Here is a 22805-nt window from a genome sequence, read left to right as displayed (position 1 = left end):
CCAGATGGCCATGCCGCTGCGTCAGTCCATCAAGGTCGCTACGTACCTGGCGGAACAGAAGCTCCGCAGGCGGGACAAGTTCCCGCTGATCGTCGAGCTGGAACCACTCTTCGCCTGTAATCTGAAGTGCGAGGGCTGCGGCAAGATCCAGCACCCTGCCGGGGTGCTCAAGCAGCGGATGCCCGTCGCCCAGGCCGTGGGCGCGGTGCTGGAGTCCGGCGCGCCGATGGTCTCCATCGCCGGCGGCGAGCCGCTGATGCACCCGCAGATCGACGAGATCGTGCGCCAGCTGGTCGCCAAGCGCAAGTACGTCTTCCTGTGCACCAACGCCATGCTGCTGCGCAAGAAGATGGACAAGTTCACCCCCTCGCCGTACTTCGCGTTCGCGGTGCACATCGACGGACTGCGCGAGCGGCACGACGAGTCCGTGGCCAAGGAGGGCGTGTTCGACGAGGCCGTGGAGGCCATCAAGGAGGCCCAGCGGCGCGGCTTCCGCGTCACCACCAACTCCACGTTCTTCAACACCGACACCCCGCAGACCATCGTCGAGGTCCTCAACTTCCTCAACGACGACCTCAAGGTGGACGAGATGATGATCTCGCCCGCCTACGCCTACGAGAAGGCACCCGACCAGGAGCACTTCCTCGGCGTCGAGCAGACCCGCGAGCTGTTCAAGAAGGCCTTCTCCGGCGGCAACCGCAGGCGCTGGCGGCTCAACCACTCCCCGCTCTTCCTGGACTTCCTGGAGGGCAAGGTCGACTTCCCCTGCACCGCCTGGGCCATCCCCAACTACTCCCTCTTCGGCTGGCAGCGCCCCTGCTACCTGATGAGCGACGGCTACGTGCCCACGTACCGCGAGCTCATCGAGGACACCGACTGGGACAAGTACGGCCGCGGCAAGGACCCGCGCTGCGCCAACTGCATGGCGCACTGCGGCTACGAGCCCACCGCCGTCCTCGCCACCATGGGCTCCCTCAAGGAGTCCCTGCGGGCCATGCGCGAGACCGTCTCGGGAAACCGGGAGTGAGGCCGTGACCGCCGTATCCCTGGGCGTTCCCGAGGTACCGCCGCGGGCGCTCGCGCCCCGGCGGGTGTCGCGCCGGATCCAGGTGGGCGCGGTGCCCGTCGGAGGCGGGGCCCCGGTGTCCGTGCAGTCCATGACGACGACGCGGACGTCGGACATCGGGTCGACGTTGCAGCAGATCGCGGAGCTGACGGCGTCGGGCTGCCAGATCGTGCGGGTGGCGTGTCCGACGCAGGACGACGCGGACGCGCTGGCGACGATCGCGCGGAAGTCGCAGATCCCGGTGATCGCGGACATTCACTTCCAGCCGAAGTACGTGTTCGCGGCGATCGAGGCGGGCTGTGCGGCGGTCCGGGTGAACCCGGGCAACATCAAGCAGTTCGACGACAAGGTCCGGGAGATCGCGAAGGCGGCGAAGGACCACGGCACGCCGATCCGGATCGGGGTGAACGCGGGTTCCCTGGACCGGCGTCTGCTGCAGAAGTACGGCAAGGCCACCCCGGAGGCGCTGGTGGAGTCGGCGCTGTGGGAGGCGTCGCTGTTCGAGGAGCACGACTTCCGGGACATCAAGATCTCGGTGAAGCACAACGACCCGGTCGTGATGATCGAGGCGTACCGGCAGCTGGCCGCGCAGTGCGACTACCCGCTGCACCTGGGTGTGACGGAGGCGGGCCCGGCGTTCCAGGGCACGATCAAGTCGGCCGTGGCCTTCGGCGCGCTGCTCTCCCAGGGCATCGGCGACACGATCCGCGTCTCCCTGTCCGCGCCGCCGGCGGAGGAGGTCAAGGTGGGTCTGCAGATCCTGGAGTCGCTGAACCTGAAGCAGCGGGGTCTGGAGATCGTTTCCTGCCCGTCGTGCGGGCGTGCGCAGGTGGATGTGTACAAGCTGGCGGAGGAGGTCACCGCGGGTCTGGAGGGCATGGAGGTTCCCCTCCGTGTCGCGGTGATGGGCTGTGTGGTGAACGGCCCGGGCGAGGCCCGCGAGGCGGACCTGGGTGTGGCCTCCGGCAACGGCAAGGGCCAGATCTTCGTCAAGGGCGAGGTCATCAAGACCGTCCCGGAATCCAAGATCGTCGAAACCCTCATCGAGGAGGCGATGCGACTCGCGGAGGAGATCAACGAGGAGTCGGAACAGGTGAGTTGAGACAGGCGAGTTGAGACACGGCACGGCACACGGACCGAGAGGGGGCCGGCGTGACGATTCTGGAAAGAATCCGGGGACCACGTGACCTGAAGGCGCTGACGAAGGAAGAGCTCGACGAACTGTCCGCCGACGTACGGGAGTTCCTGGTGGACGCGGTGTCCCGGACCGGCGGCCACCTCGGGCCCAACCTGGGCGTGGTGGAACTCTCCATCGCCCTGCACCGGGTGTTCGAGTCGCCCGTGGACCGCATCCTGTGGGACACCGGCCACCAGAGCTATGTGCACAAGCTGCTGACGGGACGTCAGGACTTCTCCAAACTGCGCGGCAAGGGTGGCCTGTCCGGCTACCCCTCGCGCGAGGAGTCCGAGCACGACGTCATCGAGAACAGCCACGCCTCCACCGCGCTCGGCTGGGCCGACGGCCTCGCCAAGGCCCGCCAGGTGCTGGGGGAGCGGGGCCATGTGGTCGCCGTCATCGGGGACGGCGCGCTGACCGGCGGCATGGCCTGGGAGGCGCTGAACAACATCGCCGCCGCCAAGGACCGTCCGCTCATCATCGTCGTCAACGACAACGAACGCTCCTACGCCCCCACCATCGGCGGCCTCGCCAACCATCTCGCCACCCTGCGCACCACCGACGGCTACGAACAGGCCCTCGCCTGGGGCAAGCAGGTCATCCGGGGCACCCCGATCGTCGGCAAGTACGTCTACGAGGCCCTGCATGGCGCCAAGAAGGGCTTCAAGGACGCCTTCGCGCCCCAGGGCATGTTCGAGGACCTGGGCCTGAAGTACGTCGGCCCCATCGACGGCCACGACATCGGCGCCGTCGAGTCCGCGCTGCGCCGCGCCAAACGCTTCCACGGTCCCGTCCTCGTCCACTGCATCACCGAGAAGGGCCGGGGCTACGCGCCCGCCCTCGCGGACGAGGCCGACCACTTCCACACCGTCGGCGTGATGGACCCGCTCACCTGCGCGCCGCTCACCCCCTCCAACGGGCCTTCCTGGACCTCGGTGTTCGAGGACGAGATCGTCCGGATCGGCGAGGAGCGCGAGGACGTCGTCGCCATAACGGCGGCCATGCTGCACCCCGTCGGCCTCGGCCGCTTCGCCGAGCGCTTCCCCGACCGGGTATGGGACGTGGGCATCGCGGAGCAGCACGCGGCCGTCTCCGCCGCCGGACTCGCCACCGGCGGACTCCACCCGGTCGTCGCCGTCTACGCCACCTTCCTCAACCGTGCCTTCGACCAGCTCCTGATGGACGTCGCCCTGCACCGCTGCGGGGTCACCTTCGTCCTGGACCGGGCCGGGGTCACGGGCGTCGACGGCGCCTCGCACAACGGCATGTGGGACATGTCCGTCCTCCAGGTCGTCCCCGGCCTGCGCATCGCCGCCCCGCGCGACGCCGCCCAACTCCGCTCCCAGTTGCGGGAAGCGGTCGCCGTGGACGACGCGCCCACGCTGGTCCGCTTCCCCAAGGAGTCCGTCGGACCCGAGATCCCGGCGGTCGGGCAGGTGGGCGGCATGGACGTCCTCCACCGCGACGAACAGCCCCACGTGCTGCTGGTCGCCGTCGGCGTCATGGCGTCCGTGGGACTCCAGGTGGCGAACCTGCTCACGGCACGCGGCATCGGCTGCACCGTGGTCGACCCGCGCTGGGTCAAGCCCGTCGACCCGGCGCTGCCCCGACTCGCCGCCGAACACCGGCTGGTGGCCGTCGTAGAGGACAACAGCCGCGCCGCAGGCGTCGGTTCCGCCGTGGCGCTCGCGCTCGGGGACGCCGACGTGGACGTGCCCGTACGGCGGTTCGGGATTCCGGAGCAGTTCCTCGCGCACGCCAAGCGGGCCGAGGTGCTGGCGGACATCGGGCTCACGCCCGTCGAGATCGCGGGGCGGATCAGCGGGAGCCTCGCCGCGTACGACGTACACCGGCGTTCGGGTCAGGAGAAACGTCCGGGCCAGGAGAAACAGGAGAGCTGAATGAGCACGGAGTTCGATCTCGGCGCCCTCCTCGCCGAGCGCGGCGCCGAACGGTACGACCTGCACGCGCGGTACCTCAATCCCCAACTCCCGCGCATGCTGCACACGATCGGCTTCGACAAGGTCTACGAGCGGGCCGGGGGCGCCCACTTCTACGACGCCGACGGCAACGACTATCTCGACATGCTCGCCGGGTTCGGCGTGATGGGCCTCGGCCGCCACCACCCGGTCGTCCGCAAGGCCCTGCACGACGTGCTCGACCTCGACCTCGCCGACCTCACCCGCTTCGACTGCCAGCCGCTGCCGGGCCTGCTGGCGGAACGGCTCCTCGCCCACAGCCCGCACCTGGACCGGGTGTTCTTCGGTAACAGCGGCACCGAAGCGGTCGAGACCGCCCTCAAGTTCGCCCGCTACGCCACCGGGCGCCCGCGCATCCTCTACTGCGACCACGCCTTCCACGGCCTCACCACCGGCTCCCTCTCCGTCAACGGCGAGCGCGGCTTCCGCGACGGTTTCGCACCCCTGCTGCCCGACACCGCCGTACCTCTCGGTGATCTCGACGCGCTGGAGCGGGAGTTGAAGAAGGGCGACGTGGCCGCCCTCGTCGTGGAGCCGATCCAGGGCAAGGGCGTGCACGAGGCACCGCCCGGCTATCTGCGTGCCGCGCAGGAACTCCTGCACCGGCACAAGGCGTTGCTCATCGCGGACGAGGTGCAGACGGGCCTCGGCCGCACCGGCGACTTCTACGCCTACCAGCACGAGGACGGCGTGGAACCGGACCTGGTCTGCGTGGCCAAGGCGCTCTCCGGCGGCTATGTGCCCGTGAGCGCCACCCTGGGCAAGGACTGGATCTTCAAGAAGGTCTACTCCTCCATGGACCGCGTCCTGGTGCACTCCGCGAGCTTCGGCTCCAACGCCCAGGCCATGGCCGCCGGACTCGCCGTGCTCTCCGTCATGGAGGACGAGCAGATTGTCGCCCGCGCCCGCACGGTCGGCGAACTGCTGAAGTCCCGGCTCGCCGCGCTGACCGGAAAGTACGAGCTGCTGGCCGACGTGCGCGGGCGGGGGCTGATGATCGGCATCGAGTTCGGGCGGCCCGACTCGCTCAAGCTGCGCGGCCGCTGGACCATGCTCCAGGCCGCCCGCAAGGGGCTCTTCGCGCAGATGGTCGTCGTACCGCTGCTGCAACGGCACCGCATCCTCACCCAGGTCTCCGGCGACCACCTGGAGGTGATCAAGCTGATTCCGCCGCTGGTGATCGATGAGGCGGACGTGGAGCGGTTCGTGGAGGCGTTCACGGCGGTCATGGACGACGCGCACAGCGGGGGCGGGCTGATGTGGGACTTCGGGCGGACGCTGATCAAGCAGGCGGTCGCCGGACGCTGAGCATTTTTTGCCTGTGCGGCAAGAAAATTGCCGCACAGGCAAAAATGCGGCTCAATGGAGGCATGAACGCCTCAGACGCCGTGCCACCGGCGGGCCAGGGGGACGACCTGCCCGCCGTGGCGCCGCAACTGCGGGCCCTGCGCCGTCGCGCCGGGCTCACCCTGGAGGCCGCGGCCGGGTCCGCCGGACTCTCCCCGGCCCACCTCTCCCGGCTGGAGACCGGACAGCGCCAGCCCTCGCTGCCGATGCTGCTCGCGCTCGCCCGCATCTACGGTACGACCGTCTCCGAGCTGCTCGGCGAGACCACCGCCGACCGCGACGCGATCGTACGCGCCGCCGACATGGAGCCGACCGGCGCGGCCGGCTGGACCTACTTCCAGGCCGGTGCCTCCGGGCGTGGGATGCAGGCGCTGCGCGTGCAGATCCCGTACCGCACCCGGCCCGACATCGTGCGCGTCCACCCCGGCGAGGAATGGCTGTACGTCCTCAGGGGCCGCCTCAGGCTCGGCCTCGGCGACGGCAGCCATCTGCTCGCGCCCGGGGACAGCGCCCACTTCGACTCGCTGACCCCGCACCGGCTCACCGCCGAGGACCCGGGCGGGGTCGAGCTGCTGTTCGTCCACACCCTGCTCCAGAGCCCCACGGCCGCGCTGTGCCTGGGGCACCCGACCGGAGGTCCGTCATGAGTGACTACGAGGAGAAGCTCCCGCGCTCGCTGTGGGTGCGGCTGGTGGTGTACGTCGCCCTCGGGCACGTACTGGCCGCGTTCCTGTTCCTGCTGTTCTCGCTGGGGGCGAAGGGGTGAGGTGAGCGGGGGCCGCTCGCGCGGGGCGTGCCGTGGTGGGTCGTGCCCTGGTGGGGCGCGCCTTCGGCGGGGGCGGCCGCCCGCTCAGTCGACGAGACGGGCGCGCAGCCGCTCCCGCGTCCCGTCGGCCAGCTTCAGGCCCCGCTCCAGATAGGCGTCCACGTCGCCCCAGGTCTCCTCGATGCTGTCGAAGGCCGCCGCGAGGTATTCGGCGCGGGCGTCGAAGAGGGGGCTCAGCAGTTCCATGACCTCGGGCGTGTACGCGGTGTCGGGGCTGCCGCTGCGGCGCACCTTGTAGCGGCGGTGCTTGGCGTTGGACATCAGATAGTCGCCGGTGATCGCGTCGCGCTCCACGCCCACCGCGAGCAGCGTCACCGCGACCGAGATACCGGCGCGGTCCTTGCCCGCCGCGCAGTGCATCAGCGCGGGCACACTGTCCTCGGCCAGCGCGTGCAGCACCCGCGAGTGCTCGGCCGTGCGCTCCTTGACGATCTTCCGGTACGAGGCGACCATGCGGTCCGCGCCCTTGCCGCCCGCGAGAATGCCGCGCAGCTCGTCCAGATTCCCGTCCCGCACCAGCTTCCAGAACTCGGCACCGTCGGCCGGGTCGCTCAGCGGAAGGTTCACATTCCGCACACCGGGCAGTTCCACGTCCGGGCCTTCGAGGCGCCGGTCGGCCGCGTTGCGGAAGTCGAACACCGTGTGCAGACCCAGCGACGCGAGAAATGCGGCGTCCTCGTCGGTCGCGTGCGCGAGATGACCGCTGCGGAACAGCACCCCGTGTCGTACCCGCCGCCCGTCCACGGTCGGCAGTCCGCCCACATCGCGGAAATTGCGCACGGCGGCCAGCTCCGGCTCGGTCGACGGGACCTGCTGCGTCACGGGTGCTCCTCCAGGTCGGCCCCGCCGCGCGGCTCGGCGGCGGGCGCTGAGTCGACGATACGACATCGCCTCCGCCGCACCCGGGTCCGCGCCCGCCCCGGCATCGGAGCTGCGAAGACGCCCCTTTCGGTGCCCCTTTCCGACGGGCTTTCAGCCGGGCTTTCGGAGGGGCTTTCCGACCGCTTTTCCACCCAGCTTTTGATCGGCCGCGCCTATTCCGTGATTGGCAAACTCTTTAAGAGTGGCTTATCTCACCGTTCGTCAACCCCTTCCTACGGTCGCGTAAGTCACATCCGAAGGTGAATCATGGTGCGATGTGGCAGACGATTCGAAGAGTGACAACACATCAATGATCGGGTCGTACGTGGCGGTGGGGGACAGCTTCACCGAGGGCGTCGGCGACCCCGGCCCCGACGGGGCGTTCGTGGGCTGGGCCGACCGGCTCGCGGTACTCCTCGCCGACCGGCGGCCCGAAGGCGACTTCACGTACACCAACCTCGCGGTGCGCGGAAAGCTGCTCGACCAGATCGCGGCGGACCAGGCGCCCAAGGCCGCCCGGCTCGCCCCGGACCTCGTGTCCATCTGCGCCGGCGGCAACGACATCATCCGCCCCGGCACCGACCCGGACGACGTGGCCGAGCGGTTCGAGCAGACGGTGGCGCTGCTCGCGGCGTCGGCGGGCACCGTGCTCGTGGCGACCGGCTTCGACACGCGCGGCGTGCCGCTGCTCAAGCATCTGCGCGGCAAGATTGCGACCTACAACGGGCATGTCCGCGCCATCGCCGACCGGTACGACTGCCCCGTGCTCGACCTGTGGTCCCTCAAGTCCGTGCAGGACCGCAGGGCATGGGACGACGACCGGCTCCACCTCTCGCCCGAGGGGCACACCCGGGTCGCCCTGCGCGCGGGACAGGCCCTCGGCGTGAAGATCCCGGCCGATCCGGAGCAGGCGTGGCCGTCGCTCCCGCCCCGGGGCACGCTGGAGATCCGCCGCGACGACGTCCACTGGGCCCGCCAGCACCTCGTGCCGTGGATCGGCCGCAGGCTGCGGGGGGAGTCCTCCGGCGACCATGTGACGGCGAAGGGCAGGCTGTCGCCGGCGGACATCAAGATGCGGATCGCTTCGGTGGCGTGAAGCTCTGAGGGTGTGAGGACAGGTTTGCGTCCGCATGTGGTCGGCACACATAGGTGCCGGCCACATGTGCGCCGTACCCGCCCGGGCCCCGCTCAGCGATACCAGCCGTACCGCTCCGCGATCACCGGCAGCCGGTCGGCCACCAGGGCATGCGCGGCGGCCCGCGGGGTCGTACCGTCCGCCTCCGCGCGGTCCAGCATCAGCCCGGTCAGCGCGCGCATCGACCGGCGCAGATGCGCGAACGCCTCCTCGGCGTCGGGGCCGATGTCACCGAACAGGGTCCACCACCACCAGGCGTTCGTTCCGGAGTTGACCACCACGTCGGGCAGCACACACACCCCGCGCGCGGTCAGCGCTGCCTCCGCCTCCGGCAGCACGGGCATGTTGGCCGCCTCCACGATCCAGCGCGCGCTGATGTGTTCCTGGTGGGTGGTGTCGATGGCGTACGACACCGCGGCGGGCACCAGCATCTCGGCGTCGGCCGACAGCCAGGCGTCGCCCGGGAGTTCGCGGTCGCCCGGCCGCAACACGGCCCGGTCGACGGTCCCGTGGGCGTCCCGCGCCGCCAGCAGTGCCCCCACATCCAGCCCCGAGGGGTTGGCGATCGTTCCCTTGACGTCCGCCACGGCCACGACGGTCAGGCCCGCCCGCGCGAGGAACCGGGCGGTGGCCCCGCCCATCGTGCCCAGCCCCTGCACGGCAACTCGCGTACCGCGACGGGGCGTTCCGGCGCGGTCCAGCGCGGTCAGACACGCCTCGGCGACCCCGCAGCCGCCCGCCAGCTCGTCCAGCCCGATCCCGTCCACCTCGACCTCGAAGGCGGCCGCGAGGCGGGCGCGGGCGGCGGGCTCGTCGTCCAGCAACGGGTACACGGCCTGCACCGAGGAGACGAGCCCCGCCTCCGTCGCCGCCCGGTCCACCAGGTCCTGGGTGAGCCCGAGGTCCTCGCCGGTGGTCCAGCAGCTCTCGATGTACGGCCGCATGGCACGCAGGTACCGCACGAGCAGCCCGTACGCCTCCGGGTCGCGCGGATCGCAGTCGATCCCGCCCTTCGCCCCGCCGAGGGGCACGTACCGGCTCGTCGGGTCGTAGTGCAGGGCCTCCTTCATCGTCATGCCCCGCGCGAGCCCGGTGACCTCCTCCAGCGTGCACCCGGCCCGCATCCGCAGGCCCCCGCTGGCGACACCCCGGACGAGCCGGTCGACGACGAGGAAGCCGCGGCGGCCGGTGAGGTGGTCGGTCCAGGTGAGGGAGATCAAGGGGGCGGGGGTGGTCAAGGGGGTGCTCCTTGGGATCGGGGGCCGGTTGTCCGGACGGGAATCCGGGCCGGGACGGGAATAGCGACGCCGCACCGGACGTTTCTCTGTCCCGGCTGAGTCACTCAGCCCCCGGCGGACCTGTGCGCCGGGGGTGCCGCCCATAATGAGGCACCACCGATCCGCCGCCACCTGGAGGTACCGTGACCGGCCTGCGTTCCCAGAGCCAAGGGCTCCGTGCTCTACAGCCCGCGGCCTTCGGCGCGGAACCGAGCGGTGAGCGCCTCGCGCGTATTCGCCGGTCGCCCCATTTCAAGGACGGCGTCTTCCAGAACCCGGGCGGTACAGCGAGCACGCGGCCCTCGGGCTCCGCGCTGGACCTGGCGAAGGCGTTCTTCGACAAGGACACCCGCCCCGCGCGCGCCCCTCGGGGGACGATCCCGGTGCATCCCACCACCCTGGCCGACCTGGCGGCGCCGCCGGCCACGGGCCTGCGGGTGACGTGGATGGGCCACTCCAGTGTGCTGGTGGAGATCGACGGGCAGCGGGTCCTGTTCGACCCGGTGTGGGGTGAGCGCTGCTCGCCGTTCCCCTTCGCGGGCCCGCGCCGCCTCCACCCGGTGCCGCTGCCGCTGGCCGCGCTCGGTCCGGTCGACGTCGTGGTGATCTCCCACGACCACTACGACCATCTCGACATGCCCACGATCAAGGCGCTGGCCGACACGGACACGCTGTTCGCGGTCCCGCTGGGTGTCGGCGCCCACCTCGAACACTGGGGCGTCTCCCCGGACCGCCTGCGCGAACTGGACTGGCACGAGTCGGCCAAGGTCGGCGGCCTCACCCTGACCGCCACCCCGGCCCGCCACTTCTGCGGCCGCGGCCTGCGCAACACCCAGCACACCCTCTGGGCCTCCTGGGTGGTCGCCGGCGACGAACACCGCGTCTACCACAGCGGCGACACCGGCTACTTCGAAGGCTTCCAGGACATCGGCACCGCCTACGGCCCCTTCGACCTCACCATGATCCAGATCGGCGCCTACAGCCCGTACTGGCCCGACATCCACATGACCCCCGAGGAGGGCCTCCGCGCCCACCTCGACCTCCAGGGCGGCACCCCGCACGGCGTCCTGCTCCCGATCCACTGGGGCACCTTCAACCTGGCGATGCACGCCTGGGCGGAGCCGGGGGAGTGGACGAGGGACGTCTCCGGCGAGGCCGACCAGCCGGTGGCCTCCCCGCGCCCCGGCGAGCCCTTCGAACCGGCGGGCCGGATCCCGACGGACCCGTGGTGGCGCACGGTGTCCCGCCCCATTCCGCGGCCCTGGCGCGAGGGCGCTGTGCTGGAACCGGTTGCCGAACCGCGGGACGAGAACCTGAACCTGGCAACCGATCGCTGAGTCCGGACCCTCCGGGGCAGTGCCCGGGACATGGCGCGACCGCGGCCCGGGAGGGCCGCGGTCGCGGTGTGTGCGGTGCTGTCAGCAGGACAGGTTGCCGCCGGGCGTCACGCCGAGGATCGACGTGAAGCGCTGGTAGGCGTCCACGCGGCTCTGGACCTGGGCCGGGTTGCGGCCGTCGCACTCCAGGGAGCCGTTGATGCTGCGGATGGTCTGGCCGAAGCCGGCCTGGTTGACCATCGCGTTGTGCGGGGTCATGGAGCCGGGGCCGGACTGGGTGTTCCAGTACCAGAGGCCGGTCTTCCAGGCGACCGCCGCGTCGGTCTGCACCAGGTTCGGGTTGTGCAGCAGGTCGATGCCGAGGGCGTCGCCGGCCGCCTTGTAGTTGAAGTTCCAGCTGAGCTGGATCGGGCCTCGGCCGTAGTACGCCGCCTGGCCGGCCGGGCAGCCGTAGGACTGGCTCCAGTCGCAGTACGTCGGGTAGTTGGCCGTGTTCTGCTCGACCACGTAGACCAGACCGCCGGTCTCGTGGTTGACGTTGGCGAGGAAGGCCGCGGCCTCCTGCTTCTTCACGGTGTCGCTGCCGGTGTTGGCGAAGCCCGGGAAGGCGTTCAGGGCCGCGACGAGGCCGTTGTAGGTGTAGAACGAGTTCCGGTTCGGGAACATCTGGTTGAACTGGGCCTCGCTGACAACGAAGTTGCCGACGGGGTTGGTCGTGCCGCCGTCACAGTTGTACGGCTCCCAGAACCAGGTGCTGATGACCGGGTCGTAACCCGGGTTGTCGTGCTCGGCGATGTACGTCTTGCCGTCCGTGTAACGGACGATGTCGCCGGTGACGTACGACCTGCCCGCCACCCAGCTCGGGTAGCTCGCGCACGTGGTCGAACCACCACCGCCGCCGCCGTCACAGTTGTAGGGGTCCCAGTACCAGGTGCTGATGACCGGGTCGTAACCGGGGTTGTCGTGCTCGGCGATGTACGTCTTGCCGTCCGTGTAACGGACGATGTCGCCGGTGGCGTACGACTTGCCCGCCACCCAGCTGGGGTAGCTCGCGCACGACGCGGCCGCGGTGGCCGGAGCCGCCGACGCGGCCGGGGCCGACATGACCAGCGGGGTCACCGCGAGGGCGAGCGCGGTCAGCGCGGCGGAGACGTGTCGTCTCGACACAGAGTCAACTCCTTTGCAGGAAACGGCCGTACCCGGGCAGCGTGCGACGACGGGGCCGGGATTCCCGCGCGGGCGCCAGTGGCACCGGACAAGGCGGGTGGGGGTGGCCGTGGGGGGTGTGGGCCGCACTCAATCGCATTGGTATGGACCAGTCAAGTCGCCTGTGAATGAACGGGTGAGGTTCAGTCAACTCGTCGTGCCCGGAAGGGGCTTGGACCTGCGGGAACGGGGCGGGAGGTGCTACCGGTCACATGTCTTCGCGAAGGTGTGAGGTGACTCCGGGATGCCGCGGTTGCGGGTGGGACGGTTCCGGGGTAGGGCCGTGGCCCGCCGCTGTCGTCGTTCCGCGGGGGATGCGGGGCGGAACCGGCTCCTCGTGAGGGATCGCTCACCGTGGGGCATGATGGGTGAAATCGACCTGCTTCCCGCGGCGGCGGGGAGAAACCGGACGCCGAAGGCGGTACGGACATGCCCCAAGCGACACTCGCCCAGGTGGTCCACGAGGCCGGCTGGAAGATCATCCCCCTCGACCTGGCCGGCGTCACCGACCAGGCCGGATTCATGGAGCGCTGCCTCCCCGCCCTCGACCTCCCGGCCTCGGCGGCCCGCAACTGGCAGGCCTTCACCGACGCCGCCGGTGACATCGGCTGGGGACCGGAAGTACCGGGCCGACTGCTCATCGTCATCGGCTGGCAGGGCTACGCCAAGGCCCAGCCCGAGCAGTGGGAGAGCGCGCAGCAGGTGCTGGAGTCCCTGGCCGGGCGGCAGCAGGAGTACGACTCGACGTTGGCGGTCGTGCTGGCGATCGCTTGAGTTCGAGGGGCGTGCCCGGCATGGCGTGGGGTGGGCGTCAGTGGGCGGCCGACCTGGGGGGTTTTCGGCGTCGGCGCGGACGGACTTTCGTCGACCCGCTACGCCTCCACCGCCCCTTCCGCCGGCCCCGGTGCCTCGGTCGTCTCCCTCCGGTCGGCCATCCGCAACACCGTCACTGCGGCCACTCCCGCCACCGTCCCGAACGTGATCGCCGCCGGAACGCCACCGCCCAGCCGGCCCAGTACGTACAACGGCCCCCAGGCCGCCGCGTCGCTGTTCAGCGGAAGGCCGGCCACCTGGCTCGCCAGCAGGCCCAGCACCGTCGCGCAGACGCCGCACAGCGCCATCGCGGGGACGGTGACGCGGGTGAGGAGCCCCGGGAGCAGCCGTAGCGACCACCACACCACCGCGAGCAGGAGGGCGTCGAGGAGGCGGTAGAGGAGCCAGTCGGTGAGGGCGGTCGACGTGGGGGACGTCCAGAAGCCGAGGAGCAGCCACTGGCGCAGCAGGTCGCCCGGCTCGGAGAACATGCCGCCGTCGTAGAACGAGGTCTGGATCGCCGCGGCGACGGATTCGTATGACAGGACGATCAGGGAGAACGCGACGACCGCCGTGCCGACGCTCGCGGACAGGCGTGCGGCGCGGGGCGCGACCTCGCGGCGGGGCGGTTCCTCAGCGCCCTCCGCGCCGTCCAAGCCCTCGGCGTCCTTGGCGGCGGTCCGGGCGACCAGCACCGTGCCGAGGGAGGCCAGGAGGCCCGCGAACACCGTGAGCTGCTGCCCCGAGGCGATCGCGCTCGCCAGCTGGGGCAGGAGTCGGTAGCTGCCATGCCCCCGGGAGGAGATCAGCCACGGTGCGGACACCAGCGCGGCCAGTGTCCCGGCGACGAGGCTCCAGGTCCACACCGCGAGGAGGAGGGCCGGGGTGCGGGGGCGTACCGGGGGCAGCCTGCGGACCAGGAACAGCGCGCCCGCGAGGAAGACCACGAAGACCGTGACGTATCTGATCTGCATCGCGGTGCGGTAGAGGTCGCCGTACGCGGCGCCGCTCAGCATCTCGGACGGCGGATCGTACGACCACGGTCCCAGCAACAGCCGTATCTGAAGGGCTGATTGAGGATCGAGCATGGTGCCCGCCCCCGGCAGCCGCAACGCCTGCGCACTCGCCCCCGCCCACCACAGCGACAGTGTGAGCAGTACGGCGCCGGCCACCGCGGGCAGCACCGCGCGTCTGTACGTCATCTTCCGTTCCCCGCCAGGATGTTGAGTGCCGTGAGGCTTCGATCGGCTTCGACCTGGCGGAGAGTACGGGGTCTTGATCACGTACGGATCACGGTGCGCGTCAGCGGGGCCGGGTGCCCGAACTGCGGTAATCGGTATAGGTGTACGGGTTGTCGAGCACCTTGGTCTCGGGCACGTCCGGATTCATCCCGGCGGCCCACGCCTCCTCCCCGATGACCGACCGCAGGTGTTCCACGCTCCGTTCGGCCGTGCGGCGTACGACGGCCAGGTCGACGCCGACCAGTTGGTGGTCGTACTTCACCACCCGGCCGTTCACGACCACGGTGTGGACGTCGCCGCGCTGGGCCTGGAAGACCACGTGGCCATGGGGGTTGAGGAGCGGGAACGACACGGGGGAGCGGTCGTTGCGCAGCAGTACCAGGTCGGCCTTCTTGCCAACCTCCACGCTGCCCAGGTCGTCGGACCTGCCGATGGCCCGCGCACCGCCCGACGTCGCCCATTCCACGACCTGTTCGGCACGCAGCGCGGCATGGGTGACGGTCTCGCCGCGGGCGTGGGCCTCCAGGTGCTCGCGGGCCCGGTCGGCGCCGAGCGTGGTGCGCATCGCGGAGAACAGGTCGCCGCTCCACCACACGCTGGTGTCCATCGACAGCGAGACGGGGATGCCGTGGGCGCGCAGGGCCCAGGTCGTCGGGTAGCCCTGGCCCGCGCTCTGCTCGCTCTCGGTGGAGACCGAGACGGAACCGCCGGTCGCCGCGATGCGGTGGTAGGAGTCGGCCGAGAGCGTGGAGGCATGCACGTACACCGTCTCGGGAGTCATGAACCCGTGCTCGTGCATCAGCCGGACACCGCTGTCGTCGGTGGCGCCCCACACCCCGGCGTGGGTGGTGACGGCCACGCCCAGGTCGCGCGCGGCCTCGAAGGCGGGCAGTTCGGGGAACTCGGGATCTCCCGTGACGTCGAAGGCGAGTTGGAAGCCGAGCATGTCGTCACCGGAGATGCGGCGGTGCACGAAGTCGCGGAACTCCGGTGCCGCCGTCCACTCCGCCGGGGCCTGGTGGATGTTGCCGTAGGCGAGGACGAAGCGGCCGGGCACCGACCGCAGCGCGTCCACGGCCGCGTCCGCGTGGTCGACCGTCCGCAGCCCGTGCGACCAGTCCACGACCGTCGTCACCCCGGCGTCCAGCGCCTCCACGGCGGACAGCAGGTTCCCGGCGTGGATGTCCTCGGGCCGGAAGACCTTGCCGTGCTCCAGGTAGTACCAGACGAAATACTGCGTCAGCGTCCAGTCGGCACCGTAGCCGCGCATGGCGGTCTGCCACATGTGGCGGTGCGTGTCGATCATGCCCGGCATCACGATCCCGCCGGCCGCGTCGATCTCCGCCGCCCCCTCCGGCACGTCGAGGCGCGGGCCGACGGCGGTGATCCGGTCTCCCGTCACGAGTACGTCGGTGTGGGGGAGTACCCGGTGCGCCCGGTCCACGGTCAGCACCGTGGCGTCCCGGAAGACGAAGGGACGGCCCGGCTCGAACGGAGCGGACTGGATCGGCACGGCAACTCCCGTTTCCCGGCGGGCGACTGGCCTTGCGGACCCGCGTACGGCCGCCTCGCGGACGGATTCCGTACGACTGTCCGCGCAGCGGACAACCGGTCCGCTCCGATGGTGTTCAGCGGGGCGGTGCCGTGTCAATACTGCGTACAGTTCCGCGAGAACACCGTCCGGGAACGGACGGCCTCATATGGACAGCGCACACGGACAGAACAGTGCACACGGACAGAAGGGGTTGCCATGCCGCGCGAGGGAACCGGGCCCGACTTCATCGAGGCGCTGGCCCGGGGGCTGGAGGTGATCACCGCGTTCCGGCCCCGGCAGCCGGTCATGACACTGACCGACGTGGCCGGTGCGACCGGCCTCGCCCGACCGACCGCGCGCCGCATCCTGCTCACCCTGGCCGAACTCGGCTATGTGCGCCAGCAGGACAACGGCTTCGCCCTCACCCCACGTGTGCTCGACCTCGGTGTGGCGTACACCCGGTCGATGGGGCTGTGGGATGTGGCCCGCCCACACCTGGAGTGGCTCGTCGAGCGCACCAACGAGTCCTGCTCCATCGCCCAGCTCGACGGCTCCGACATCGTCTACGTCGCCCGGGTCTCCGTCCCCAAGGTCGTCGCCCTGGTGGTGCAGATCGGCACCCGCTTCCCCGCCCTGCCCACCTCGCTCGGCAAGGTCCTGCTGGCCGCCCTGCCGCCCGAGGAGGCTGCCCGTGTCGTCGCGGAGCCCGGCCGGTCCGGCCTCGATCCGGTGTGGCGGCCCGAACGCGGTGAATGGGAGGCCGAGTTGCGCGAGGTGCGCGCGCGGGGCTGGGCGATGACCGACGAGCAGCTCGCCCGTGGCATCCGCTCGGTGGCCGCCCCGCTGCGCGACGGCTCCGGGCGCGTCATCGCGAGCGTCAACGTCAACGCGCACGCTGCCGAGACCCCCGCGGACGTCCTGGTCAACGACTATCTGCCGCTCCTCCTCCAGGCCGCCGGCGAGATCAGCCTCGACTTCGCCCGCCTGGAAACCGCACCCCACACGGTCCGGCGACCGGAGACCAAGCTGCCCGACGACACCTCTCCGTCCCGGATTTGACGGCGTGCGGCCCCCTTGACGCCCCGACGCCGTCCGCACAGAATCCGTTGGCGGACGAACGTCCGCGCAGCGGACAGAGAGGCGAGGCCGATGCCGCGAAGCGCCAAGCCGGAAGCCCCGCCGACGACGACCGGTGCGGGCCCGCTCGCCGGAGTCCTGGTCGCGGACTTCTCCCGCGTCCTCGCCGGGCCGTACGCCACCATGCTCCTCGCGGACCTCGGCGCCGACGTCGTCAAGGTCGAAGGGCCGAACGGTGACGACACCCGCACCTGGACGCCCCCCGTACGCGGCGAGGTCTCCACGTACTACCTCGGCATCAACCGGGGCAAGCGCTCCCTCGTCCTCGATCTGCGCGACGAACGCGACGCCGAGGCCGCCCGCGAACTCGCCCGTCGTGCGGACGTGTTGATCGAGAACCTGCGGCCCGGCGGCATGGCCAAGTACGGACTCGACTTCGCGACCGTACGACGGGACAACCCCGGCCTGGTCTACGCCTCGATCACCGGCTTCGGCTCGGGCGCGGGACGCGACGTACCCGGCTACGACCTCATGGTGCAGGCCGTCTCCGGCCTGATGAGCCTCACCGGCGAACCCGACGGGCCGCCCTACCGCGCCGGGATCTCCGTGTTCGACGTCATGGCGGGCAACCACGCGGCCATCGGCATCCTCGCCGCCCTCCGCCACCGGGACGCCACCGGCGAGGGCCAGTTGATCGAGGTCAACCTGCTCTCCTCCGCCCTGACCGGCCTGGTCAACCACAGCTCCGCCTACGTCGCGGGCGGCACCGTGCCCTACCGCATGGGCAACGCCCATCCCAGCGTCTGCCCCTACGAACCCTTCCCCACCGCCGACCGCGAACTCGTCGTCACCGCCGCCAACGACGGTCAATTCCGCAAGCTGTGCACGGTGCTGGGCATCCCCGAGACCGCCGACGACCCCCGCTTCGCGCACAACGCCGACCGCACCGCCCACCGCGACGAACTCCGCCCCCTGCTGACCGAGCGGTTCGTGACGCGGGGCGCCGAGGAATGGTTCGACCTGCTCGTCGCGGCCGGGGTGCCGTGCGGGCCCATCAACACCATCGACGGCGGATTCGCGCTCGCCGAGCGCTTCGGACTCGACCCGGTGGTCAGCGTGGGCGAGGGGGAGCGCGCCGTACCCACGACCCGGCACCCGATCCGGTTCTCCGCCACCCCCGCCACGTACCGGCTTCCCCCACCCGAACTCGACGAACACGGTGCGGAGTTGCGCAAGTGGCTGGCCGAGCCCGAGGGCGAGCGGCCATGACCGAGCCGCCCCCCGACCGCGCAGGGACCTCCGAGCGGATCCCGCGCCCCGCCTACCCCACCGCCCTCGGCGCCGCCGACCCCGAGCGCATCACCCTGCTCGGGCACGACCTGGCCGAGGACGTCATGGGCTCGGTCGGCTTCGGGGAACTCGCGTTCTGGCTGGCCGCCCAGCGGCGCCCAAGTCCCGCTGAGACCAGGGTGTTCGAGGCCGTCCTCGCCGCCCTCGCGGACCACGGCTTCACCCCCACGGCCATCGTCACCCGCCTCACCTACCTCTCCGCGCCCGACTCGGTGCAGGGCGCGCTCGCCGCCGGACTGCTCGGCGGCGGCTCCCGCTTCCTCGGCGTCACCGAGGACACCGGCCGTTTCCTCCACGACGTCCTGGTCTCCCTGGACGGCGACCTGCCGAAGGACGAACAAGGCTGGGACACGGTCGCGTTGAGCACAGTGCGCGAGAGCCGCGCGGCCGGCGAGTTCGTACCCGGCCTCGGACACCACGTCCACAAGGACGGCGACCCCCGGACACCGAGGCTGATGCGCATCGCGGAGGAAGAGGGCCTGTTCGGGCCGCACTTGTCGCTCTTCGCCGCCATCGGCCGGGTCCATCCGGACGTCCTCGGCCGGACGTTGCCCCTCAACGGGGCCGGAGTCTGCGGCGCCGCCCTCGCCGACCTGGGCCTGCCCCTGGAACTCCTGCGCGGATTCGCCCTGTTGGCCCGCACCGCCGGACTGATCGGTCAACTCGCCGAGGAATTGCGCCACCCGGTCGCACGCGACGTGTTCCTGTCCGTGGACCTCAACAACACCCCCGTACCCCCCGACCCGTTCGCACCCGAACCCCTGGCACGGCCCCCGCACCCCGGACCGCGACCGGAGGACTGACCCGCGCCCCCCCGCGTGCCGTGAGCCGCGCCGCGCGGGGCCGCAGCGAACGGACGGACCCACGCGACAAGAGAGGCAGGGCCGCACCCGTGTTCGCCGACGAGGACAACATCACCGAACTGGCCGTCCAGCGCTGGGCCACCGCCCACTCCCCGCGCCTGGGCGAGCTGATGACCGCGCTGATCCGCCATCTGCACGCGTTCGCGGCCGAGGTACGCCTCACCGAGGACGAATGGGCCGCCGCGATCCAGTGGCTCACCGACGCCGGCCAGACCTGCGACGACAAACGGCAGGAACTGATCCTCGCCTCCGACGTGCTCGGACTGAGCATGCTGGTGGTCCAGTTGAACAACCGCTTCACCCCCGAGGCCACCCCCGCCACCGTCCTCGGCCCGTTCCACATCGACGGATCGCCCACCGTGCCCCACGGGTTCGACCTGTCCGAGGGCCTCCCCGGAACCCCGCTCTACATCACCGGGAAGGTCACCGACACCGGAGGCAAGCCCCTCGCGGGCGCCGTGCTCGACGTGTGGCAGGCCGACGCCGACGGCGCTTACGAGGCGCAGCTCCCGGAAATCGACGAGGCGCGGTTGCGCGCCAAATACCGTACGCGGGACGACGGTTCGTACTGCATCCGCACCATCGCGCCACGTGGTTACGCCATTCCCATGGACGGTCCGGTGGGCGATCTGATCCACCGGACGGACATCAGCTGGTTCCGGCCCGCGCACATCCATTTCCTGATCGACGAGCCCGGTCACCGAAAGCTGATCACCCACCTTTTCCAGGAGGGCGGCGACTATCTCGACAGCGATGTCGTCTTCGGCACCAAGGACCCGCTGATCGTACGGTTCACCGAGCGCCCGGCCGGGACCGCGCCGGACGGCGCCCCCGTCGGGGAGCCGCATCTGCACGCCACGTACGACTTCGTCCTGCAACCCGAATGAGTGCTCTTCCGCCCCGGAGACCGGCCTCGACCGTGCTGTTCGGTGACGGCATTTTCTGATCGAGTCGGACTGTTTTCTTTTCTCTATGTTCTCTCTTTGGCAGGGGAATTCGACGACATTATCGGTCTGCAGTACGAAGCCTCATACCAGAGCGGGATGTCGGCCGGGTGACTTTGTCAACTGCCCATCAGACCGGATGCGCAGGCAACTACCGTGAGTGTCCGTCGGACGACGCGGGGCATTTGTGCGCCCCGTGCCGCCGACACCGCCAGGCGTGGTGCACCCAGGGCGCACCACGCGAGGACAGGCCCGACGGACCAGTACGAGGACGCAGATGTCTCACCTCCGTGCACCGGCCACCCGTGCCGACCGCCGGGAGGGCGGCAGGCACGGGCGACCGGTCGCCCGACCCGCTCCCGCGCTGCCCGAGACGCACATACGGCCCCAGCTCATGCGACTCGCCGTGCTCCCACCCATCGCCGTCGCCCTCGGCGCGGGCGCCGCTGTCGTCTTCTGCGTCCGCTCCAGCCGCGTCCCGACGAGCCTCGGCCTCTGGGCCGTTCTCGTCGGCGCCGTCGTGGTGGCCGCCGCCGGCATCGCCATCGCGGCCGTGGCCGCCGACCGCGCCGCGCGCTCCGTCGGAGAACGCGTCGGCGCGCTGCGCCGGGGCGCCGCGCGCGGCGAGGCCGACCTGCGCACGCTCGTCGACGCGCTGCGCAAGGGCGAGACGCCCCCGCAGCGCAAACCGCGCCGCAGGCCGCCCGAGGACGCCGACGACTTCGAACTCCTCGCCGCCGACCTCGCCCGCGCGCACGACGGCGCCGTCACCGCCGTCGTGCGCGCCGCCCAGCTCTCCAGCCAGGCGGGCAGCGAACAGAAACTGGAGGTCTTCGTCAACCTCGCCCGGCGCCTGCAGTCCCTGGTGCACCGGGAGATCTCCATCCTGGACGAGCTGGAGAACGAGATCGAGGACCCCGACCTGCTCAAGGGCCTCTTCCACGTCGACCACCTCGCCACCCGCATCCGCCGCCACGCCGAGAACCTCGCCGTGCTCGGCGGCGCCGTCTCCCGGCGCCAGTGGAGCAACCCGGTCGACATGACCGAGGTACTGCGCTCCGCCATCGCCGAGGTCGAGCAGTACTCCCGGGTCAAACTCGTCCCGCCCATCGACGGCGAACTGCGCGGACACGCCGTCGCCGACGTCATCCACCTCCTGGCCGAACTCGTCGAGAACGCCACGGTGTTCTCCGCCCCGCAGACCCAAGTACTGCTGCGCGCCAACCTCGTGACCTCCGGACTCGCCGTGGAGGTCGAGGACCGCGGCCTCGGCATGCCGGTGGAGGAACAGCAGCGCATGAACGCCCTGCTCGCCGACCCCGACCAGGTCAACGTCGCCAGCCTCCTCGCCGACGGCCGCATCGGCCTCTACGTCGTCTCCCAACTCGCCCGCCGTCATGGCATCGGCGTACGGCTCCAGACCAACATCTACGGCGGAGTCCAGGCGGTGCTGGTCATCCCGCAGGCCCTGCTGGGACCGGCGCCGGGGATGATGTCCGGCGTTGCGGGGGGTGTTGGGCAGGCAGGGGGGCCTGAGCAGGCCCAGATTCCTTCCGGGGTCGGGGAGTTGACTGCCCCGGCCGGACGGCCCTCCCTGGCGCCGGGCGCGACGACCGATCCCGTCTCGGGGGCGGACGGTGCGTCCGGTGGCGAGCCGCGCGTGGCTCGTGGTGAGGGTACGGCTCCTCCCGGGCGACCGGTCGGTGGTGACGCGGGCCGTGACTCGGGCGCGGGGGAGAGCGGGCGTTCCGGTCGTACGTGGACCGCGCCGGGGGTTTCTGACGGAGGCACCGGGAAGATGCCGGGCCCCGGGCGGGGGCGGCACGCTCAGGGAGCGAGTGGGGTCGGGGGCACACCGCCGCCCTTGCCCACGCGCGGTGCCCACGAGCGGCGGCCCAACCCTGCCGAGGCGGTACCCGGCGTCAGCGCCGAGGACCGGTCCATGGTGGAGGCCAACATGGGTAACCTCCCCACCCCACGCGTCGGCAGTGCGGTGCGCGGCACCATGGAGCGGCCCAGGCTGCCCCGCCGCCGCGCCCAGGAACACATCGTCCCCCAACTCCGCGGCGGCCCCACCCCCCGCCAGGAGGGCGACACCGTCGCAGGCCACGACCCCGGCCTGATGGCCGCCTTCCAGCGCGGGATCGGGCTGGCGGAGACTCAGCAGCACATGGAGACGACGGGGTCCGGCTACCCGGAGGCGCCCTCCGAGGAGGGGGCCGTGGGGATGGCCACGGGGCGCATGGGGCCGGGGTATGTGTCGTCTCCGCACCTGGAGGCCGACCACATGGCGCCTGGGCATAGGGGTTCCGAGCACATGGAGCTTGGGCACGCGGATGCCGGCCACATGGGTCCGGAGCACGCGGAGCTCGGCCACGCGGCTACCGGCCACATGGCGCCCGAACACATGGATTCCGCCCCCACGGCCGCTGACCACATGGTGTCCAGCCACATGGTGTCGCTGCACCTGGCGCCAACGGAGCCAGGGGACATGGAGCCGACGCACATGGAACCGACGCACATGGAGTCGGCACACATGCTGCCGGGCCCCACGACCGCCGCCACCAGCCCGCCCCCGCCCGCCTACCCCCCGCCCATCCCCACCGGCCCGTCCCCCCACCACATGGACACACCCCCCACCCCGACCACTCCACGCCCCGCCCCCGACCACCACGACGCGAGCCCCCCGTCCGCATGACGCCGCCCCGCCCCAGCCCCGCGACCGCCCCGACCCGCGCCCACCACGCTCCCGCAGACCTTCGTACCCCAAGG

19 protein-coding genes are annotated in these 22805 nt (G+C 71.1%); 14 read left to right on the top strand and 5 right to left on the bottom strand.

Features of this window, described 5'->3' with window-relative positions; genetic code table 11:
• The first annotated feature begins 4 nt into the window (after positions 1 to 4).
• The 6 genes from hpnH (at position 5) to AB0E91_RS01555 (ending at position 6335) form a co-directional block, all read left to right on the top strand.
• Positions 5 to 1027 carry an adenosyl-hopene transferase HpnH gene (gene hpnH / locus AB0E91_RS01580; RefSeq protein WP_161182652.1) on the top strand — a complete coding sequence of 341 codons (1023 nt, stop codon included), beginning with the start codon at positions 5 to 7 and terminating at the stop codon, positions 1025 to 1027.
• A 4-nt stretch (positions 1028 to 1031) separates the two neighbouring features.
• Complete coding sequence (gene ispG, locus AB0E91_RS01575) at positions 1032 to 2168, top strand: flavodoxin-dependent (E)-4-hydroxy-3-methylbut-2-enyl-diphosphate synthase (RefSeq protein WP_361773471.1); 1137 nt, start codon at positions 1032 to 1034, stop codon at positions 2166 to 2168.
• Between the two features lie 50 nt (positions 2169 to 2218).
• Complete coding sequence (dxs, locus tag AB0E91_RS01570) at positions 2219 to 4144, top strand: 1-deoxy-D-xylulose-5-phosphate synthase (RefSeq protein ID WP_361773468.1); 1926 nt, start codon at positions 2219 to 2221, stop codon at positions 4142 to 4144.
• Positions 4145 to 5530 carry an aspartate aminotransferase family protein gene (locus AB0E91_RS01565; RefSeq protein WP_361773466.1) on the top strand — a complete coding sequence of 462 codons (1386 nt, stop codon included), beginning with the start codon at positions 4145 to 4147 and terminating at the stop codon, positions 5528 to 5530.
• Positions 5531 to 5592: 62 nt separating this feature from the next.
• Positions 5593 to 6216 carry an XRE family transcriptional regulator gene (locus tag AB0E91_RS01560; protein WP_161178727.1) on the top strand — a complete coding sequence of 208 codons (624 nt, stop codon included), beginning with the start codon at positions 5593 to 5595 and terminating at the stop codon, positions 6214 to 6216.
• The gene (locus AB0E91_RS01555; RefSeq protein ID WP_018546801.1) at positions 6213 to 6335 is read left to right on the top strand and encodes a DUF6126 family protein; all 123 of its coding nucleotides are present in this window, start codon (positions 6213 to 6215) and stop codon (positions 6333 to 6335) included. Before AB0E91_RS01560 ends, AB0E91_RS01555 begins: the two co-directional genes overlap by 4 nt.
• An 84-nt stretch (positions 6336 to 6419) precedes the next feature.
• On the opposite strand, the gene AB0E91_RS01550 is transcribed toward AB0E91_RS01555, so the two are convergent.
• A complete protein-coding gene (locus AB0E91_RS01550) occupies positions 6420 to 7217 on the bottom strand; it encodes a tyrosine-protein phosphatase (RefSeq protein ID WP_361773463.1) in 798 nt (265 codons plus the stop codon).
• Positions 7218 to 7566: 349 nt separating this feature from the next.
• On the opposite strand from AB0E91_RS01550, the gene AB0E91_RS01545 reads away from it, so the two are divergent.
• The gene (locus AB0E91_RS01545) at positions 7567 to 8352 is read left to right on the top strand and encodes an SGNH/GDSL hydrolase family protein (RefSeq protein WP_361773461.1); all 786 of its coding nucleotides are present in this window, start codon (positions 7567 to 7569) and stop codon (positions 8350 to 8352) included.
• A gap of 92 nt (positions 8353 to 8444) precedes the next feature.
• On the opposite strand, the gene AB0E91_RS01540 is transcribed toward AB0E91_RS01545, so the two are convergent.
• Entirely contained in the window at positions 8445 to 9629 is a 1185-nt protein-coding gene (locus tag AB0E91_RS01540) for a Glu/Leu/Phe/Val dehydrogenase dimerization domain-containing protein (protein ID WP_361773459.1), read from the bottom strand.
• 182 nt (positions 9630 to 9811) lie between these two features.
• On the opposite strand from AB0E91_RS01540, the gene AB0E91_RS01535 reads away from it, so the two are divergent.
• Positions 9812 to 11005 carry an MBL fold metallo-hydrolase gene (locus tag AB0E91_RS01535; RefSeq protein ID WP_361773456.1) on the top strand — a complete coding sequence of 398 codons (1194 nt, stop codon included), beginning with the start codon at positions 9812 to 9814 and terminating at the stop codon, positions 11003 to 11005.
• An 81-nt stretch (positions 11006 to 11086) separates the two neighbouring features.
• Here the strand turns inward: AB0E91_RS01535 and AB0E91_RS01530 are convergent, their stop codons facing one another.
• Entirely contained in the window at positions 11087 to 12172 is a 1086-nt protein-coding gene (locus AB0E91_RS01530; protein WP_361773453.1) for a glycoside hydrolase family 19 protein, read from the bottom strand.
• A gap of 468 nt (positions 12173 to 12640) precedes the next feature.
• Between AB0E91_RS01530 and AB0E91_RS01525 the strand changes: the two genes are divergently transcribed.
• Complete coding sequence (locus tag AB0E91_RS01525; protein WP_361773450.1) at positions 12641 to 12985, top strand: barstar family protein; 345 nt, start codon at positions 12641 to 12643, stop codon at positions 12983 to 12985.
• A gap of 98 nt (positions 12986 to 13083) precedes the next feature.
• Here AB0E91_RS01525 and AB0E91_RS01520 read toward each other — a convergent pair whose 3' ends face one another.
• Complete coding sequence (locus AB0E91_RS01520) at positions 13084 to 14226, bottom strand: hypothetical protein (protein ID WP_361773448.1); 1143 nt, start codon at positions 14224 to 14226, stop codon at positions 13084 to 13086.
• Positions 14227 to 14326: 100 nt separating this feature from the next.
• On the bottom strand, positions 14327 to 15778 hold the full coding sequence (locus AB0E91_RS01515) for an amidohydrolase family protein (protein ID WP_361773445.1): 1452 nt from the start codon (positions 15776 to 15778) through the stop codon (positions 14327 to 14329).
• 237 nt (positions 15779 to 16015) lie between these two features.
• Here AB0E91_RS01515 and AB0E91_RS01510 point away from each other — a divergent pair, with 237 nt between their 5' ends.
• The 5 genes from AB0E91_RS01510 (at position 16016) to AB0E91_RS01490 (ending at position 22731) form a co-directional block, all read left to right on the top strand.
• Positions 16016 to 16858, top strand: coding sequence for an IclR family transcriptional regulator C-terminal domain-containing protein (locus AB0E91_RS01510; protein WP_361773442.1), 843 nt, complete (start codon positions 16016 to 16018; stop codon positions 16856 to 16858).
• Positions 16859 to 16948: 90 nt separating this feature from the next.
• Positions 16949 to 18145 carry a CoA transferase gene (locus tag AB0E91_RS01505; RefSeq protein ID WP_361773439.1) on the top strand — a complete coding sequence of 399 codons (1197 nt, stop codon included), beginning with the start codon at positions 16949 to 16951 and terminating at the stop codon, positions 18143 to 18145.
• Positions 18142 to 19029, top strand: a complete 888-nt coding sequence (locus AB0E91_RS01500; protein WP_361773436.1) for a citryl-CoA lyase — start codon at positions 18142 to 18144, stop codon at positions 19027 to 19029. Before AB0E91_RS01505 ends, AB0E91_RS01500 begins: the two co-directional genes overlap by 4 nt.
• Before the next feature lie 89 nt (positions 19030 to 19118).
• On the top strand, positions 19119 to 19976 hold the full coding sequence (locus AB0E91_RS01495) for a dioxygenase (RefSeq protein WP_361773433.1): 858 nt from the start codon (positions 19119 to 19121) through the stop codon (positions 19974 to 19976).
• 334 nt (positions 19977 to 20310) lie between these two features.
• A complete protein-coding gene (locus tag AB0E91_RS01490) occupies positions 20311 to 22731 on the top strand; it encodes an ATP-binding protein (RefSeq protein ID WP_361773430.1) in 2421 nt (806 codons plus the stop codon).
• Positions 22732 to 22805 lie beyond the last annotated feature (74 nt).

Origin of the sequence: Streptomyces sp. NPDC026659 (assembly GCF_040638245.1) — a bacterium.
Taxonomy (GTDB): Bacteria; Actinomycetota; Actinomycetes; order Streptomycetales; family Streptomycetaceae; genus Streptomyces.
This window is presented reverse-complemented; position numbering and strand designations above follow the sequence as displayed.